15 protein-coding genes, 3 tRNA genes and 1 pseudogene are annotated in these 16,463 nt (G+C 71.9%); 11 read left to right on the top strand and 8 right to left on the bottom strand.

All coding sequences use genetic code 11. The features are described 5' to 3' along the window. The first annotated feature begins 20 nt into the window (after positions 1-20). The 3 genes from ACFWPQ_RS39340 to ACFWPQ_RS39330 all read left to right on the top strand — a co-directional run bounded on the left by ACFWPQ_RS39340 (position 21) and on the right by ACFWPQ_RS39330 (position 1,381). Positions 21-224 (top strand): helix-turn-helix domain-containing protein, encoded by a 204-nt coding sequence (locus ACFWPQ_RS39340; RefSeq protein ID WP_361284781.1) that lies wholly within the window; start codon positions 21-23, stop codon positions 222-224. 7 nt (positions 225-231) lie between these two features. Continuing rightward, the gene (locus tag ACFWPQ_RS39335; RefSeq protein WP_384046057.1) at positions 232-696 is read left to right on the top strand and encodes a Clp protease N-terminal domain-containing protein; all 465 of its coding nucleotides are present in this window, start codon (positions 232-234) and stop codon (positions 694-696) included. A 100-nt stretch (positions 697-796) separates the two neighbouring features. Next, complete coding sequence (locus tag ACFWPQ_RS39330) at positions 797-1,381, top strand: Uma2 family endonuclease (protein ID WP_384046054.1); 585 nt, start codon at positions 797-799, stop codon at positions 1,379-1,381. A 61-nt stretch (positions 1,382-1,442) separates the two neighbouring features. Here the strand turns inward: ACFWPQ_RS39330 and purL are convergent, their stop codons facing one another. Genes purL through purS form a run of 3 tightly spaced genes read right to left on the bottom strand, consistent with a single transcriptional unit; the run spans position 1,443 to position 4,638 of the window. Beyond that, entirely contained in the window at positions 1,443-3,701 is a 2,259-nt protein-coding gene (purL, locus tag ACFWPQ_RS39325) for a phosphoribosylformylglycinamidine synthase subunit PurL (protein ID WP_384046051.1), read from the bottom strand. Continuing rightward, a complete protein-coding gene (gene purQ / locus ACFWPQ_RS39320) occupies positions 3,698-4,378 on the bottom strand; it encodes a phosphoribosylformylglycinamidine synthase subunit PurQ (protein WP_384046048.1) in 681 nt (226 codons plus the stop codon). The genes purL and purQ overlap by 4 nt, the downstream gene beginning before the upstream one ends. Then, the gene (gene purS / locus ACFWPQ_RS39315; RefSeq protein WP_015659417.1) at positions 4,375-4,638 is read right to left on the bottom strand and encodes a phosphoribosylformylglycinamidine synthase subunit PurS; all 264 of its coding nucleotides are present in this window, start codon (positions 4,636-4,638) and stop codon (positions 4,375-4,377) included. The genes purQ and purS overlap by 4 nt, the downstream gene beginning before the upstream one ends. Positions 4,639-5,021: 383 nt before the next feature. Between purS and ACFWPQ_RS39310 the strand changes: the two genes are divergently transcribed. From ACFWPQ_RS39310 to ACFWPQ_RS39275, 8 genes are all read left to right on the top strand, one after another. Then, entirely contained in the window at positions 5,022-5,339 is a 318-nt protein-coding gene (locus ACFWPQ_RS39310; protein ID WP_355713692.1) for an Lsr2 family protein, read from the top strand. Positions 5,340-5,474: 135 nt separating this feature from the next. Then, positions 5,475-5,546: transfer RNA gene (locus ACFWPQ_RS39305), tRNA-Gly, on the top strand. Between the two features lie 80 nt (positions 5,547-5,626). Further along, a tRNA-Gly gene (locus tag ACFWPQ_RS39300) sits at positions 5,627-5,702 on the top strand. A 152-nt stretch (positions 5,703-5,854) separates the two neighbouring features. Further along, positions 5,855-6,778, top strand: coding sequence for an ABC transporter ATP-binding protein (locus ACFWPQ_RS39295; protein WP_384046044.1), 924 nt, complete (start codon positions 5,855-5,857; stop codon positions 6,776-6,778). Further along, positions 6,775-7,584 carry an ABC transporter permease gene (locus tag ACFWPQ_RS39290; protein ID WP_384046040.1) on the top strand — a complete coding sequence of 270 codons (810 nt, stop codon included), beginning with the start codon at positions 6,775-6,777 and terminating at the stop codon, positions 7,582-7,584. The genes ACFWPQ_RS39295 and ACFWPQ_RS39290 overlap by 4 nt, the downstream gene beginning before the upstream one ends. A gap of 19 nt (positions 7,585-7,603) precedes the next feature. Further along, positions 7,604-8,854, top strand: coding sequence for a sensor histidine kinase (locus ACFWPQ_RS39285; RefSeq protein ID WP_384046037.1), 1,251 nt, complete (start codon positions 7,604-7,606; stop codon positions 8,852-8,854). After that, entirely contained in the window at positions 8,851-9,465 is a 615-nt protein-coding gene (locus ACFWPQ_RS39280; RefSeq protein WP_384046034.1) for a response regulator, read from the top strand. The genes ACFWPQ_RS39285 and ACFWPQ_RS39280 overlap by 4 nt, the downstream gene beginning before the upstream one ends. A 22-nt stretch (positions 9,466-9,487) precedes the next feature. After that, positions 9,488-9,560: transfer RNA gene (locus tag ACFWPQ_RS39275), tRNA-Gly, on the top strand. Positions 9,561-9,666: 106 nt separating this feature from the next. On the opposite strand, the gene ACFWPQ_RS39270 is transcribed toward ACFWPQ_RS39275, so the two are convergent. The 5 genes and pseudogenes from ACFWPQ_RS39270 to ACFWPQ_RS39250 all read right to left on the bottom strand — a co-directional run. Beyond that, complete coding sequence (locus tag ACFWPQ_RS39270) at positions 9,667-10,566, bottom strand: phosphoribosylaminoimidazolesuccinocarboxamide synthase (protein WP_384046032.1); 900 nt, start codon at positions 10,564-10,566, stop codon at positions 9,667-9,669. Between the two features lie 117 nt (positions 10,567-10,683). Next, on the bottom strand, positions 10,684-12,180 hold the full coding sequence (locus tag ACFWPQ_RS39265; protein ID WP_384046029.1) for a N,N-dimethylformamidase beta subunit family domain-containing protein: 1,497 nt from the start codon (positions 12,178-12,180) through the stop codon (positions 10,684-10,686). Positions 12,181-12,508: 328 nt separating this feature from the next. Continuing rightward, positions 12,509-14,365, bottom strand: a complete 1,857-nt coding sequence (locus tag ACFWPQ_RS39260) for a hypothetical protein (protein ID WP_384046026.1) — start codon at positions 14,363-14,365, stop codon at positions 12,509-12,511. Positions 14,366-14,649: 284 nt separating this feature from the next. Continuing rightward, on the bottom strand, positions 14,650-15,912 hold the full coding sequence (gene purD, locus ACFWPQ_RS39255; RefSeq protein WP_384046022.1) for a phosphoribosylamine--glycine ligase: 1,263 nt from the start codon (positions 15,910-15,912) through the stop codon (positions 14,650-14,652). 358 nt (positions 15,913-16,270) lie between these two features. Beyond that, positions 16,271-16,463, bottom strand: a pseudogene (locus ACFWPQ_RS39250) (DNA polymerase III subunit gamma/tau); the annotation flags it as partial.

Below are 16,463 nucleotides of genomic sequence, written 5' to 3'. Positions count from 1 at the left end.
GTCAATCCAGACTGACACGCATGAACGCAGGAGATCTCTCAGCACGCCTCAGGTCGCACGACCCCGCGGTGGGACTGCGGGCCGTGGGTGCCCTGCACCGACTGGCCGAGCAGGTCGAAGCGGCGGCGGTCGCGCGCGCCAGGGAACAGGGATGGTCCTGGGAACAGATCGGGGACGCCCTGGGCGTGTCCCGGCAGTCCGTCCACGCCAAGTACGGGAAGTGAGACGACCATGTTCGAACAGTTCGCGGCAGAGGCCCGGGCGACCGTCGCCTCGGCGCTCGAAGAGACCACGCTGCGCGGCGACCGCCGCATCGGTACCGAGCACCTCCTCCTGGGAGTGCTGCACGACCCGGGCGCGGTCCGGGCCCTCGGCACCGACCTGGAGACCGCCCGCGCCGCCCTCGACGCCCTCGACCGGTCCGCGCTGGCCGTCGTCGGCATCGACGTCCGGGGGATCGAGCGGGCCCCGATTCCCGCCTCACGCAAGCGCACCCCCTTCACGTCGAGCGCCCGCGCAGTCCTCCCCCGCGCCCTGGCCGAGACCAAGAAGGCCCGCGGCCGCCGCATCACACCGGAACACCTGCTGCTGGCCCTGCTCGACTGCGAGCGCCCGGATCCCGCGGCGGAACTCCTGACCGAACTCGGCGTCGACCGCACCGCTGTCCGGGCACGCATCCGGCAGCCGGGCCGCTGAGCAAGCCGGGATGATCACCCGTAGGTGTGATCCGCGGCGGAACTCGCCCCGCACCGCCGGAGCCTGGCAACACTGGTCTTCGCCTGGAAGGGGGTGCAACATGACGGTTACGGCCGAGCGCACGTCTCAGATGTCGGTGGAGGAGTTCGAAACGGTCGCCTCCGCCGCTCCCGAGACCGTCACGTTGGAGTTCATCGACGGACGGATCGGAGTCAAGCGGGTGACGGACGGGGACCACGGCACCATCGTGTCCTGGCTGGCCCGGCGCTGTATGCAAGCCAGGCTCGACCTGGACCTGTACTACGGCCGAGGGCTCCGGGTGGAGGCCTGTCGAGAAGGCAGAGCGAAACCGGACGCCGTGCTCGCGCCCGAGGCCCACTTCGCGGGACAGGGCGAGTGGGCCGACCCGGACGGCGCGCTCATGGTCGTCGAGGTCACCTCGTACGACTCGGACACCGACCGACAGGACCGGCACGAGAAGCCGACCGCATACGGCCAGTCGGGAATCCCTCTGTACCTCCTGATCGACCGGGACTCCTGCACGGTCAAGGTGCACAGCGGCCCGGACCGGCAGATCGGTGGCTACCGCACCGTCCAGACCGCGAAGTTCGGCGAGAAGGTGGCCCTCCCCGAACCGATGGGCATCGAACTCGACACGGAGATCCTCAAGAACCACGTCCGTTGAGCCGAGAAGGCCCCGCCCGGGAACGTGAACCCGGGCGGGGCCTTCGTCGTCCTACGGCGGGTTACGCCAGCAGCGCCTCGATCGTGCCCTCGTGCGCCTCGCGCAGTTCGGTCAGGGGGAGTTCGAACTCGCCCTGGATCTCCACCGAGTCGCCGTCCACGACACCGATGCGGGTGACCGGAAGGCCGCGCGCGCCGCACATGTCGTTGAAGCGGACCTCCTCGGAGCGCGGGACGGCCACGATCGCGCGTCCGGCCGACTCGGAGAGGAGGAAGGTGAAGGCGTCGAGGCCGTCGGGGACGACCAGCCGCGCGCCCTTGCCGCCGAGCAGCGCGGACTCGACCACGGCCTGGATCAGACCGCCGTCGGACAGGTCATGCGCCGAGTCGATCATGCCGTCGCGGGAGGCGGAGATCAGGATCTCGGCCAGGAGACGCTCGCGCTCCAGGTCGACCTTCGGCGGCAGGCCGCCGAGGTGGTCGTGGACGACCTGGGACCAGGCCGAGCCGCCGAACTCCTCGCGGGTGTCGCCGAGGAGGTAGAGCAGCTGGCCCTCCTCCTGGAAGGCGACCGGCGTGCGGCGGGCCACGTCGTCGATCACGCCGAGGACCGCGACCACCGGGGTCGGGTGGATGGCCGCCTCGCCGGTCTGGTTGTAGAGCGAGACGTTGCCGCCGGTCACCGGGGTGCCCAGCTGCAGACAGCCGTCGGCGAGGCCGCGGACCGCCTCGGCGAACTGCCACATGACCGCCGGGTCCTCGGGCGAGCCGAAGTTCAGGCAGTCGGAGACGGCGAGGGGCTTGGCGCCGGTCGTCGCCACGTTGCGGTAGGCCTCGGCCAGGGCCAGCTGGGCGCCCGCGTACGGGTCGAGCTTGGCGTAACGGCCGTTGCCGTCCGTGGCGATGGCGACGCCGAGGCCGCTCTCCTCGTCGACGCGGATCATGCCGGAGTCCTCGGGCTGGGCGAGGACGGTGTTGCCCTGCACGAAGTGGTCGTACTGGGAGGTGATCCACTTCTTGGAGGCCTGGTTGGGGGAGCCCACCAGCTGAAGGACCTGCGCGCGGAGTTCCCCGCTGTCGGCCGGGCGCGCGAGCTTGTTCGCGTCGTCCGCCTGGAGCTCGTCCTGCCAGGACGGGCGGGCGTAGGGGCGCTCGTAGACCGGGCCGTCGTGGGCGACCGTGCGCGGGTCGACGTCGACGATCTTCTCGCCGTGCCAGAAGATCTCGAGCCGGTCGCCGTCGGTGACCTCACCGATGACGGTGGCGATGACGTCCCACTTCTCGCAGATCTCCAGGAAGCGGGCGACCTTGGCCGGCTCGACCACCGCGCACATGCGTTCCTGCGACTCGCTCATGAGGATTTCCTCGGGCGAGAGGGTCGAGTCGCGCAGCGGGACGTCGTCGAGGGTGACGGTCATGCCGCCGGAGCCGTTCGAGGCGAGCTCGGAGGTGGCGCAGGACAGACCGGCCGCGCCGAGGTCCTGGATGCCGACGACGAGCTTCTCCCGGAACGCCTCCAGGGTGCACTCGATGAGCAGCTTCTCCTGGAAGGGGTCGCCGACCTGGACCGCGGGGCGCTTGGAGGGCTTCGCGTCGTCGAAGGTCTCGGAGGCGAGGATCGACGCGCCGCCGATGCCGTCGCCGCCGGTCCGGGCGCCGTACAGGATGACCTGGTTGCCCGCGCCGGAGGCCTTGGCGAGGTGGATGTCCTCGTGCCGCATGACGCCGATGGCACCGGCGTTGACCAGCGGGTTGCCCTGGTAGCAGGCGTCGAAGACGACCTCGCCGCCGATGTTGGGCAGGCCCAGGCAGTTGCCGTAGCCGCCGATGCCGGCGACGACGCCCGGCAGGACGCGCTTGGTGTCGGGGTGGTCTGCGGCACCGAAGCGCAGCGGGTCGACCACGGCCACCGGCCGCGCGCCCATCGCGATGATGTCGCGGACGATGCCGCCGACACCCGTGGCCGCGCCCTGGTAGGGCTCCACGTAGGAGGGGTGGTTGTGCGACTCGACCTTGAAGGTGACCGCGTAGCCCTGGCCGACGTCGACCACGCCCGCGTTCTCGCCGATGCCGACGAGCAGGGCGTCCGACTGGGGCGCCTTCTCGCCGAACTGGCGGAGGTGGACCTTCGAGGACTTGTACGAGCAGTGCTCGGACCACATGACGGAGTACATGGCGAGCTCGGCGCCGGTCGGGCGGCGGCCGAGGATCTCCACCACCCGCTCGTACTCGTCCTTCTTCAGGCCGAGTTCGGCCCAGGGCAGCTCGACGTCGGGGGTCGCGGCCGCGTGCTCGACCGTGTCCAGAGGCGTCCGGCTCATGCGCCCACCAGCTTCTTGAGGATCGAGGTGAAGAAGGGGAGGCCGTCGGTGCGGCCGGTGCCGATCAGCGGCTCGACGGCGTGCTCGGGGTGCGGCATGAGGCCGACGACGTTCCCGGCCTCGTTGGTGATGCCGGCGATGTCACGGAGGGAGCCGTTGGGGTTGAAGTCCACGTAACGGAAGGCGACCCGGCCCTCCGCCTCCAGCTTGTCGAGCGTGTACTCGTCGGCGACGTACCGGCCGTCCATGTTCTTCAGCGGGATGTGGATCTCCTGGCCCGCGCGGTAGTCGGCCGTCCAGGCGGTGTCCGCGTTCTCCACCCGCAGCTTCTGGTCGCGGCAGATGAAGTGGAGGTGGTTGTTGCCGAGCATCGCGCCGGGCAGCAGGTGCGCCTCGGTGAGGACCTGGAAGCCGTTGCAGATACCTAGGACCGGGAGGCCGGCCTTCGCCTGCTCGATGACGGTCTCCATCACCGGCGAGAAGCGGGAGATGGCGCCGGCCCGCAGATAGTCGCCGTAGGAGAAACCACCGGGAAGAACCACCGCGTCGACCTGGTGGAGGTCCTTGTCCTTGTGCCAGAGGGCGACCGGTTCCGCACCCGCGAGGCGGATCGCGCGCTGGGTGTCACGGTCGTCGAGGCTTCCCGGGAAAGTGACGACGCCAATACGAGCGGTCACTTCGCCGCCTCCGCGACTTCCTCCACCTTGACGGTGAAGTCCTCGATCACGGTGTTGGCGAGGAAGGATTCCGCAAGATCGTGGATGCGGGCGAGCGCGGCCTCGTCGACCGGTCCGTCAACTTCCAGTTCGAATCGCTTTCCCTGACGTACGTCGGAGATGCCCTCGAAACCCAGGCGCGGCAGCGCACGCTGGACCGCCTGGCCCTGGGGGTCGAGGATCTCCGGCTTGAGCATGACGTCGACTACGACGCGTGCCACTGGCACTCCCGGTGTTGTGGTGCTGACTGCTGAGCAGATACCCGTGATACCCGTCGGGGTCCCCGACCGGTGTCTTCAGACTACCCGCACAAAATTTCTACGCGGGTAGAGTTGTAGGAAACTACGTGAGCCGCATCACGATCGGGTGACAGCGGCGGATCCTCACGAAAAGTTCTGGGAAAGTTCCCCGGGTTCGCCCGCGACATCTATTGCGCCGGGACACGCCGGACGGATTTAGTCGGGCTTCACTTTGTATTGCCAGGCACTGTACAAATGAATTGGCAATAGCCGATACTCGGCACGTCATCTCCCGCCATCGCGGTCATCGCCGATGTGCCGACGATGAGCTGTATAGACGTGCCACACGAAGGGACCGAATATTCGTGGCGCAGAAGGTCGTGGTCACTCTCTTTGACGACATCGACGGCTCGGAAGCGGCGGAAACGATCGCCTTCGGACTCGACGGCAAGTCGTACGAGATCGATCTGAATCAAGCGAACGCCAAGAAACTGCGCAAGGCCCTGGAGCCGTACCTCGCGGCCGGCCGCAAGCGGTCGAAGTCGGGCAAGGCGTACAAGCAGACGGAGGTCGCCCCCGACCCGGCGGCCGTCCGCGCCTGGGCGCAGGCGAACAAGATGGACGTCCCGGCCCGCGGACGCATCCCGAAGAAGGTGTACGAGGCGTTCAGCGCCGCCCAGTGACAGGACGGCCGGCTGCCCTCAGGGTGCGTCAGCCGCCCCTGGGGGCAGCCGACTTGCGCTACCCCCCTGCTGATCAGCTAATGTCTGGAGCACGCCGAGGGACACGGTCGAAAAGCCGGAGCCCACGGAGTACATGCGGGTGTAGTTCAGTAGTAGAACATCCCCCTTCCAGGGGGAAGGCGCAGTGTGCAATTCCTGTCACCCGCTCTGCACCGCCGGTCCTGAGCAGCTTGTGGATCAGGTAGGCTGGTGCTCGCACCGATCGGTGGGAGCCGGTCGGGAGCAGTGCGGACGTAGCTCAGTTGGTAGAGCGCAACCTTGCCAAGGTTGAGGTCGCGAGTTCGAGCCTCGTCGTCCGCTCCAGCTCATAGAGGAAACCCCAGTCATATGACTGGGGTTTTTTCGTGCGCCCACCCGCACCCGCACCCGCCGAGGCAGTTCCCTCTGACATTTGTCATGGCGAGTGATGACACCGCGCACTGCTCCCGGGCCCCGGCAGCGGAGACGCTGGAGTCATGGACTACGAACACGTGATTGAGGTCACAGATCTCCGGCGTGTCTACGGGGGCGGGTTCCAGGCGGTTCGCGGAATCACCTTCTCCGTGGCCCGCGGGGAGATCTTCGCGCTGCTCGGCACCAACGGCGCCGGAAAGACCTCGACGGTCGAACTGCTGGAAGGACTCGCCCCGCCGGACGGGGGCCGGGTCCGGGTGCTGGGCCACGATCCGCACCGGGAGCGGGCCGCCGTACGCCCGCGCACCGGCGTGATGCTCCAGGAGGGCGGCTTCCCCTCCGAGCTGACCGTCGGCGAGACGGTACGGATGTGGGCCGGCTGTACGACCGGAGCCCGGCCCGTGGCCGAGGCGCTCGGCCTGGTCGGGCTCGCGGGCCGGGCGGAGGTCAAGGTCAAACAGCTCTCCGGCGGGGAACGGCGCCGCCTCGACCTGGCACTCGCGCTGCTCGGGCGGCCCGAGGTGCTGTTCCTCGACGAACCGACGACCGGACTCGACGCCGAAGGGCGCCGGGACACCTGGGAGTTGGTGCGCGCGCTGCGCGACGCCGGCACCGCCGTCCTGCTCACCACGCACTACCTGGAGGAGGCCGAGGACCTCGCCGACCGGCTCGCGATCCTGCACGAGGGGCGCATCGCCGTCACCGGCACACCGGCCGAGGTGACCGCGGACCGGCCCGCGCGGATCTCCTTCGAACTGCCCGCCGGCTACTTCCTCGGCGACCTGCCGCCGCTCGCCGCACTGGGCGTGTGCGGGCACGAGGCCGAGGGCCGGGCCGTACGGCTGCGGACGCGCGAGGTGCAGCGGACCGCCACCGGGGTGCTGACCTGGGCCGAGCGGACGGGGGTCGCGCTGGAACGGCTGGAGGTGCGCTCGGCCTCGCTGGAGGAGACGTTCCTGGGGATCGCGCAGGAGGTGGCCGCATGACCGCCCCGAACGCGCCGGCTCTCGGCGGGCGCCGGGCGACGGGCACCGCGGTCCGTCGCCGGCTGGCCGCCCTCGCCCGTGCCGAACTGCTGCTCCTCGGCCGCAACCGCGGCACGGTGCTCGTCGCGCTGCTCGTGCCGCTCTCCCTGCCGATCACCGTACGGCCCACGTTCGACCAGCTCGACGTCACGGGGAAGGGGCTGAACACCGGCATCCTGATGCTGACCGCCGCGATCGGCTTCTCCTTCCTCTTCGCCGTGTACACCTCCCTGGTGAGCGCCTACGTGGCCCGCCGTGAGGAACTCGTCCTCAAGCGGCTGCGCACCGGCGAGCTCACCGACCCGGAGATCCTGGCCGGCACCGCCCTGCCCGCCGTCTGCCTCGGCCTGGCACAGGCCCTGGTCCTGACCGTCGGCTGCGCGGTGCTGCTCGACGCGGGCGCGCCCGAGGCGCCGTACCTCACCGTGCTGGGGCTGCTGGCGGGCCTGCTGATCAGTGCCGCGCTCGCGGCGCTCACCTCGGCCTTCACCCGGACCACCGAGAGCGCGCAGGTCACCGCGCTGCCCCTGGTCTTCGTCTCCATGGTGGGCTCGGGCATCGCCGTCCCCGCGGACGCCCTGCCCGACCGGGTGGCCGAGGTCGGCGAGTTCCTCCCGCTCTCCCCGGCCGTCCGGCTGGTCCGGGCCGGCTGGACCGGCGAGCTGACCACGGGCCAGGCCCTGGGAACCGTCCTCATCGCGCTGGCCTGGACCGTGGTCGCGGTGTTTGCTGTACGGCGGTGGTTCCGCTGGGAACCTCGGCGCTGAGGGCGAGGACGGGACCGGGATGAGCGGGGCAGCAGGTGGCTGGTGGCGGGGGAAGACCACGCCCGCCAAGGTCGAGACGTACACACGGTGGTCGTTCCACTTCTTCGCGGTGATCGAGGTCGCGGCGATCGGGCTGCCGGTGTTCGCGGAGGCGGGGGCGGGGGTGGCCGGCTGGCTGGTGGGAATGGTCGTCGTCCACGCGCTGCTCTGCGCGGTGACCGCCTCCCGGGCGCTGGACTGGATACGGGGTCGGCGGGAGCGGCCGGTGCGGCTGCTGTGGGTGCTGACCGCGGCGACCTGCGTCTTCGCCGTCGCGGCTCAGATCCTGCGCAAGCACGGCGGCGGGGGTGACGGCACGGAGAACGCGGCGGCGACCGTCTTCGCCATGATCCTGGCCTTCGGGGCCGGGACCATGGCGCTGGGCGTGCGCAACCGGCGGCGCGTGGTGGCGCAGACCACGGGCTTCGCGTTCGGGGCGGCCGTGGTGTCCTTGCCGCTGGGCGTTCCCGGGCCTGAGGCCGTGGTCACGGCGTTCGTGGTGTTCCTCTCCGGCAGCTTCCTCGCCGCCACCTCGATCTTCTCCGTCTGGCTGCTGAACGCCGTCTACGAACTCGACGAGGCCCGCGAGACCCGGACCCGGCTCGCCGTCGCCGAGGAACGGCTGCGGTTCGGGCGCGATCTGCACGACGTGCTCGGCCGGAACCTCGCCGTCATCGCCCTCAAGAGCGAGCTGGCCGTGCAGCTGGCCCGGCGCGAACGGCCCGAGGCCGTGGAGCAGATGATCGAGGTGCAGCGCATCGCACAGGAGTCGCAGCGGGAGGTCCGCGATGTCGTACGGGGGTACCGGGACGCCGACCTGGGAGTCGAACTCTCCGGTGCGCAAGGGGTGTTGACGGCGGCGGGGATCTCCTGCGAGGTGACCGGCGACACCGGCGGGCTGCCCGCCGAGGTCCAGTCGGCGCTCGGGTGGGTGGTGCGGGAGGCGACCACCAACGTGCTGCGGCACGGGGACGCGGTGCGGTGCTCGGTGGGACTGCAGATGCGGGAGGGGTGTGTGGTGCTGACGGTGGAGAACGACGGGGTGGTCCGCCGGGGCGGCGAAGGCCGTGGGTCCGGACTCGCCGGGCTGCGGGAGCGGCTGGCGCGGGTGGACGGGACGCTGGAGGCCGGTCCGGTCGGGGAGGACGGGTTCCGGGTGACAGCCTCGGTCCCGCTGTCCGGTCGTACGGATGATGCGGCTGATGCGCGTGTGAGTGGAGTCACGTCATGACGTCTCCGGTACGGCTGTTGCTCGCGGACGACGAGCATCTGATCCGGGGCGCGCTGGCCGCGCTGCTCGGCCTCGAGGACGACCTGGTCATCGTCGCCGAGGCAGCCACCGGCCCGGAGGCGCTCGCCATGGCGCGGGCCCACTGCCCCGATGTCGCGGTGCTCGACCTCCAGATGCCCGGCGCGGACGGTGTGAGGGTCGCCACATCGCTGCGCGCCGAACTGCCCGCCTGCCAGGTGCTGATCGTCACCGGTCACGGGCGGCCCGGCCATCTGAAACGGGCGCTGGCCGCCGGTGTGCGAGGGTTCGTCCCGAAGACGGTGAGTGCGCAGCGGCTCGCCGAGATCATCCGGACCGTGCACGCCGGAAACCGCTACATCGACCCGGAGTTGGCCGCCGACGCGATCTCCGCCGGGGACTCGCCGCTGACCGCGCGGGAGGCCGAGGTACTGGAGCTGGCGGCCGACGGGGCGCCGGTCGCGGAGATCGCCGAGCGGGCCGCGCTGTCGCCGGGGACCGTGCGGAACTACCTCTCCTCGGCCGTCACCAAGCTCGGTGCGGAGAACCGTCATGCGGCAGTGCGTCTCGCGCGGGAGCGAGGTTGGGTATAGTTGCTCTCGCGCCACGGCGCATGCGGACGTAGCTCAGTTGGTAGAGCGCAACCTTGCCAAGGTTGAGGTCGCGAGTTCGAGCCTCGTCGTCCGCTCAGAGGAGAAGGCCCCCGGTTTCCGCCGGGGGCCTTCTGCGTGCGCGGCCCTGCCTGTTCCCGGGCCGTCCGTTCCCGGGCCCTGGGGGCCCGGGAGCCGCCTCCGTCACGACCAGGTGTTGCCCGTCAGCCGCTCGTACGCCTCGATGTACTTCGCGCGGGTCGCCTCGACCACCTGCTCCGGCAGCGGCGGCGGGGGCTGCTCGCTCCTGCGGTCCCAGCCGGACTCGGCCGAGGTCAGCCAGTCGCGCACGTACTGCTTGTCGAACGACGGCTGGGCGCGGCCCGGCTGCCACTCGTCGGCCGGCCAGAAGCGGGACGAGTCCGGGGTGAGGACCTCGTCGGCGAGGACGAGGGCATCGTTCTCGAAGCCGAACTCGAACTTCGTGTCGGCCAGGATGATCCCCCGGTCCCGGGCGATGTCCCGCGCCCTGCCGTACACCGCGAGGGTGGCCTGGCGCAGCTGGGCGGCGGTCTCGGCGCCGACCTGGCGGGCGACCTCCTCGTACGACACGTTCTCGTCGTGCTCGCCGACCTCGGCCTTGGTGGCCGGGGTGAAGATCGGGGCGGGCAGCTCGGAGCCGTCGACCAGGCCCTCGGGGAGGGCGAGGCCGCAGACCGTGCGGGACTCCTGGTACTCGGCGAGGCCGGAGCCGGTGAGGTAGCCGCGGGCCACGCACTCGACCGGGAGCATCTTCAGGGACTTGCAGATCAGGGTGCGGCCCGCCCAGTCGGCGGGGGCGCCCTCGGGCAGCTCGGTGCCGATGACGTGGTTGGGGGCCAGGTCGGCGAGCTTGTCGAACCACCACAGGGAGAGCTGCGTGAGCACCCGGCCCTTGTCGGGGATCTCGGTCGGCAGCACCCAGTCGTACGCGGACAGGCGGTCGCTGGCGACCATCACGAGGTCGCCGGCCGCGCTCTGGTACAGCTCGCGCACCTTGCCGGTGTGCAGATGCACCAGACCCGGCACCTCGACGGGCTCGGGCTTTTCGACGAATCCGGACACGGTTCCTCCCCGTGGTTCTGTACAGGTGCCCACGATTCTCCCGTATGCCGGGTTGCGCACGGACAGCGGGGCCGCGCGGACACCTGTGCGGAGCGGTCGCGGTCGGTCGCGCGCGCATCAGTCGTGTTTGCAGATGCGGTCCAGGAGGTTGGCGGTGGCGCGCTGGACCCGGGGGTCGACGTGGCCGGGGCGGTCCAGGGCCGGGGACCAGGCGAAGGTGCCGGAGGCGAAGACCAGGGCGCCGGAGGGGGCGCGGTAGAGGGAGGTCTCCTGGTGGCGCAGGGCGCCGTCGTTGTCGGTGTAGGGGGAGTGGGCGAGCAGGATGCGCGCCTCGTGCTCGGGCAGCGCGGTGCGCGGGAAGTAGCGGTCGGCCTCGCCGGCCACCAGGCCCGGGAGTTCGTCGCCCTCGTGCGCGCCGGTGGCCTCCCAGAGCCAGTGCCCCGCGTTGCGCACGATCAGGGGGGACGGCTCGGGCACCCGGCCCGCGTACTGGATGCCGACCGTCTGCTGTTCGGGCCGGTCGATCTCGCGCCAGAGCACGGGCTTTCCCGGGCCCTTGCGTTTTCGGCAGGTCAGCAGGCGGTTCGCGACCCCGGACGGCGAGGGCCCCAACTCCACCTGCCAGTACATGGTGTTGGCGGAGAGGAAGACGAGGCTGGTGCCGCTGTCGCGGGCCAGTTCGACCGTGCGGCGCATCTGCGGGGACCAGTACTCGTCGTGGCCCGGGAAGACCAGGCCCCGGTAGCGGGCGGGGTCGACGCGGCCGGCGTGCAGGTCGCGGGCGTCGGCGTAGGCGAGGTCGTAGCCGTAGCGCTCGGCCCAGCGGATGAAGTCGTAGGCATGGCCGACGTGCAGCGGCAGGCCGGCGCCCGCGTACGGCCGGTCGAAGGAGACGGTGGTCGCCGCGTCGGCCTCGCCGAGCAGCCGGCCCCGCTCGTCCCAGGCGTGGTAGAGGCTGGCCCCGGTGCGGCCGTCCTCCGGGTAGAGGTTGTACGCCTGCCAGGTGATGTCCGGCAGCAGGAGCAGCAGGTCGGCCGGGTGGTTGTCGCGGATCGTGAACGGCACGTGCGAGCGGTGGCCGTCGGCCGTGGTGAGCACGGCGACGTACGCGCCGATGCTCCAGTACGACGGGACCTGCAGCCGCCAGGACAGCCACCAGTGGTGGCAGGAGACCGTGCGGTCGGCGGCCAGCGGCGGGGGCTGGACGATGCCGGACAGCCGGGGGCTGGTGGTGATCTTGGATGCGCCGTCACCGCCGTAGTGGCCGATGCGGTAGATGTCGACGCTGAACTCCTGCGGCGGGTCGACGGTGATGTGGAAGTCGACGGCCTCGCCCGGGGTGACCGCGCCGGTCGAGGTGAATCCTTTGATCTGGCGGTGCACGTCGTCCGCCGAGCGCGGGCCGCCGACGGCGGTGCGCGGTGCGGGGACCCTGGGGTTCTCGCCGGTGGGCTGTGGCCGGCTGGGGTCCACGTACCAGGGGACGACATGACCGGTGTCGTCGAAATAGGTCTCGCTGCCACGCAGCCAGGGGACGGGCCCCTGGCCGAAGGGGTCCGTGACGGCGTGCGCGAGTGCTCCCGACTCCCAGCGGCGGATGTGGTCCGATGCCATGGTGGCTCCCCTCCCTCGTGCCCCCGTGAAGTGTGCTGATACGAGCCGATGTGCGATGTGTACGCGGTTCTTTTCCTGTTGTGCTTTCTTTCCCTGTTGCGCCTGGCCGTTCCTGGTCGTGCCTGTTCGCGCCTGGTTGCGTGCGGTTCCGATCCCGGTCGTGCTGCCGGGCCGCGCCGTGACTGTGGCGTCTGTCTTATGTCGGATGCGCTTGCCACATCCGCGAACGGTCCCAGCACATCACATAACGCACGCGTCCGGTCACGGTTCGTTGCGAATTTGCCTGAAGTGGAACACTTTGCTCCGCTAAAGCGTCGAAACGCCGAGGTCAGACGAGTCGGACCGGTTTCTCGGGACGTATTCCGGACTCGACCAGCCAGGCCCGCAGCGGGGCCGGGTCTCCCTCCTCGACGAGGCTGAGGACTCTGGACGTCAGGTCGGCGGCCCGCTCGCCGTCGACCAGCAGGGACGGGCCGTCGAGCCAGTCCAGGCCGGGGGTGGCTCCGGCGGTGTCCACGGCCGCGCAGCACACCATCGCCTTGACGTGGTCGGCGAGGAGCTCGCGGGCGGTGCGCGGGGGCTGGAGCGGGAACAGGGGCAGTGCGCCGTCGTCCCAGAGGGGGCTGCCGGGGCCGGCCTGGCCGGCGGGGGCAGGGGCGGGGGCGGGGCTGCCGGGGCGCGCGGCGTCGGCCGCCTCCGCGCGCTCCTCGCGGGCGAGGGCCGCGGTGAGGCCGGCGGCGAGGGCGGCGCTGCGTTCGGTGCCGGTGGGCTCCTCTGCCTCCTCGTCGTAGCCGGGGATGCGGGGGTCCTCGTGACCCGGGGTGCGAGGGTCCTCGTGACCGGGGGTGCGGGGGTCCTCGTCGTACTCCGGAGGGCACGGGCGGCGCCTGCCGGGGGCGGACGGATCCGTCAGGTGGTCCAGGACCCGGGCCAGGGTGGGGCCGCCGGGGTCCGGGGCGGCGGGGTCCAGGGTGGCGCGGACGCCGAGGGCGTCCAGGACGCGGTGCAGGCGGGCCGCCTCGGTGCGCCAGGTGCGGTCGACGACCTCGTCCGGATACTCCTGCCAGTCCACCGGCGACCAGGCCGGGCCGGGCTCGGCGGGGCCGCCGTGGAAGAGGCGGGCGGCGAGCAGCGAGGCGGCCTCGTCCACCAGGCCCGGCTCCTCCAGCAGGTCGCAGGCGGGCCGCTCGCCCAGCCGGGAGGCGAACCCCTCGGCCAGCCGGTCGCGCCGGGACAGCTCGGTGAGGGCCGCGACCACGCCCGCGTCCAGCCGGGAGGGCCAGCGGCCCATCCGCCAGGCGGGCAGCGCGACCCGGGTGAGCAGGCGGTCCCAGCCGGCGTACGCGAGGCCGACCTGCTCCTGGGCGACGATCCGCAGTCCGTAGTCCACGGCCTGGGCCCGCTCGGCGGCGGCCGCGGCGACTCCGCGCTCCATCAGCGCCGCGTGCTCCCGGCAGCCGCGCAGCAGCAGCCGGGCCACCCAGCCGACGCCCGCGCAGAGCAGGCGGGTGCCCGGACATCGGCCGGGCGTCGCGGAGACGGCCACCGCCGCGTCCAGGCCCCGTACGAAACGGCGGGCGGCAGCTATGTCCGGCTGCGCCGAGGGTCCCGTACCGGCGACGACCGGGGCGAGGACCGCGCGGAGCTCGCCGACGCGCATCCACCACAGGAACGGGGAGCCGATGACGAGGACGGGGGCGGCCGGGGTGCGGCGGTGCAGACCGGGGGTGCCGAGCTCGTCGCCACCCTTGGGCGCGGGCGGGCCGTGGGCCGGGTGGGTGCGGTCCTCCAGCCAGCTGTCGCAGTCCGGGGTGAGCGCTATGGCGGAGGGCGCCGGCACGTCCAGGCGGTCGGCGAGGTCGCGCACCATCCGGTACAGGTCCGGGGCGGACTCCTCCGGGATCGCGACCGTCGGGGTCACGGCCGGGCGGGCGCGGGCCACGACCAGGGCGATGCCGGCGGCGGCCAGCAGCACGAGCACGGCGAGGACGCCGACGATCCAGCGGGCCGTGTCCCAGCCCCGGCCGACGAAGTGGCCGGTGGAACCGCCGGTCAGCAGGATCACCGTGGCCGCGGCGGGGAGCAGGGCCACGGCCAGGGCCCGGCCGCGGATGCGCAGCACGGCGAGGGCCCGGGTGCGCGCTGCCTGCGCTCCCGCCTCCGCACCGATACCGGTACTGGTCACGTCCGGACCTCACCCCCTCCCTGCTGTCCTCGGCCTGTCCTGGCTGTTGCTCACTCCCCCACTGTGGCACCCACGACTGACATCGCAATGCCGGTGGGCCAAGTGCCGGAACGCCTGCGCCGCACCCTAGTTGGGGCCTCGGCCTCCGTCAGCCGGATGGGGCATCGGTCACTCGATGGAATGGCTTTGGTCAGAGGTGATCGACAGAAAGCAATGATCAGGCCCCGGATTTCGGGTCCGGGGCCTGATCAGGGACGGGTCTGCGGGGAGGGGCGGCGGAGGGCTCAGGCCTCCTGGGCCTGGGCCGCCGCCTTCGCGGCGATGTCCGTGCGGTGCTGGGAGCCGTCGAGGCCGATCCGCGCCACCGCCGCGTACGCCCGCTCACGGGCCTGGGTCAGGTCCTCGCCGGTCGCCGTGACGGAGAGGACCCGGCCGCCGGCGCTGACGACGTCGTCGCCGGCGCGCTTCGTCCCCGCATGCAGGACGTACGCGTGCGGCGCGTCCTCGGCGGCGATCGCGTCGAGGCCGGTGATGGGGTCGCCGGTGCGCGGGGTGTCCGGGTAGTTGTGCGAGGCGACGACGACGGTGACGGCGGCGGCGTCGCGCCAGCGCAGCGGCGGGAGGTCGGCGAGGGTGCCGTTCGCGGCGGCGAGCAGGACGCCGGCCAGCGGGGTCTTCAGGCGGGCGAGGACCACCTGGGTCTCCGGGTCGCCGAAGCGGGCGTTGAACTCGATGACCCGCACGCCGCGCGAGGTGATCGCGAGGCCAGCGTAGAGCAGCCCGGAGAACGGGGTGCCGCGCCGCCGCATCTCGTCGACGGTCGGCTGCAGGACGGTCTCCAGGACCTCGTCGACGAGCTTGGGGTCGGCCCAGGGCAGCGGGGAGTAGGCCCCCATGCCGCCCGTGTTCGGCCCCTCGTCGCCGTCCAGGGCGCGCTTGAAGTCCTGGGCGGGCTGGAGCGGGAGGACCGTCTCGCCGTCGGTGATCGCGAAGAGGGAGACCTCGGGGCCGTCCAGGAACTCCTCGATGACGACGCGGTCGCAGGCGGCGGCGTGCGCCTTGGCGGCGGCCAGGTCGTCCGTGACGACGACGCCCTTGCCGGCGGCGAGCCCGTCGTCCTTCACGACGTACGGGGCGCCGAAGGCGTCCAGTGCCTCGGCGACCTCCTCGGCGTTTGTGCAGACGTACGAACGGGCGGTGGGCACCGCGGCCCCCGCCATCACGTCCTTGGCGAACGCCTTGGACCCCTCGATCCGGGCGGCCGCCCCGGAGGGGCCGAACACCGGGATGCCCGCCGCGCGCACGGCGTCGGAGACCCCGGCGACGAGGGGGGCCTCCGGGCCGACGACGACCAGGTCGGCGCCGAGTTCCAGGGCGAGCGCGGCCACGGCCTCGCCTGCCAGGGCATCGACCTGGTGCAGCTCGGCCACCTCGGCGATGCCGGCGTTGCCGGGGGCGCAGTGCAGCGCGGTGACGTCGGAATCGAGGGACAGGGAGCGGCACAGGGCGTGTTCGCGGGCGCCGCTGCCGATGACGAGGACCTTCACGGGGGCCAGCGTAGCCGGGTGGGCCGACTGGAGGATTCTCCAAGGGTGCTCGGCCGAGGAGTGGCCGCCTGCTGAGGTGCCCGCCCCCTTGGGGGCTGCCGCCCCCAAACCCCCGCTTCGGCCTGAACGGCCTCGTCCTCAAACGCCGGACGGGCTGGGGGGTTGCCGCCTCACACGCCGGACGGGCTGGGGGGTAGTTGCCGGGTGGTTGCTACCTCACGCGCCGGACGGGCCGGCTCGTGCGACTGGGTGCCGTCGCTCTCCAGCGCCGGATGCGCCGGGAAACCCAGGGCCGCGGGAACTGCTTGACCAGCCCATGACGGCCCGCAGCCGCCGAGCCGTCGGCGCCCGCCCCTCGTCACTCGTTCTGGAACTCCTCCACCACCGTCGCCCCCAGCTCCTTGACGATCAGTTCATGGCCGGAGAGGGCCGACTCGTCGAGGTCGGGGTCGTCCTCCTCCGGGATGTCGTCCTCGGGGGCCACCGGTGGCGGTTCGGGGGCGGTGGGTGCGGGGCGGGCGGGGGCGGGCGCCGTCGGGGTGGGCGGCTGC

The sequence above is a fragment of the Streptomyces sp. NPDC058464 genome (assembly GCF_042721035.1).
Taxonomy (GTDB): Bacteria; Actinomycetota; Actinomycetes; order Streptomycetales; family Streptomycetaceae; genus Streptomyces.
This window is presented reverse-complemented; position numbering and strand designations above follow the sequence as displayed.

Excerpts from the sequence above, each read along its gene's own strand:
- purL (WP_384046051.1), bottom strand. The coding sequence starts at position 3,701 with ATGAGCCGGACGCCTCTGGACACGGTCGAGCACGCGGCCGCGACCCCC.
- ACFWPQ_RS39340 (WP_361284781.1), top strand. The coding sequence starts at position 21 with ATGAACGCAGGAGATCTCTCAGCACGCCTCAGGTCGCACGACCCCGCG.
- ACFWPQ_RS39290 (WP_384046040.1), top strand. The coding sequence starts at position 6,775 with ATGACCGCCCCGAACGCGCCGGCTCTCGGCGGGCGCCGGGCGACGGGC.
- ACFWPQ_RS39285 (WP_384046037.1), top strand. The coding sequence starts at position 7,604 with ATGAGCGGGGCAGCAGGTGGCTGGTGGCGGGGGAAGACCACGCCCGCC.
- ACFWPQ_RS39335 (WP_384046057.1), top strand. The coding sequence starts at position 232 with ATGTTCGAACAGTTCGCGGCAGAGGCCCGGGCGACCGTCGCCTCGGCG.
- ACFWPQ_RS39280 (WP_384046034.1), top strand. The coding sequence starts at position 8,851 with ATGACGTCTCCGGTACGGCTGTTGCTCGCGGACGACGAGCATCTGATC.
- ACFWPQ_RS39330 (WP_384046054.1), top strand. The coding sequence starts at position 797 with ATGACGGTTACGGCCGAGCGCACGTCTCAGATGTCGGTGGAGGAGTTC.
- ACFWPQ_RS39265 (WP_384046029.1), bottom strand. The coding sequence starts at position 12,180 with ATGGCATCGGACCACATCCGCCGCTGGGAGTCGGGAGCACTCGCGCAC.
- ACFWPQ_RS39295 (WP_384046044.1), top strand. The coding sequence starts at position 5,855 with ATGGACTACGAACACGTGATTGAGGTCACAGATCTCCGGCGTGTCTAC.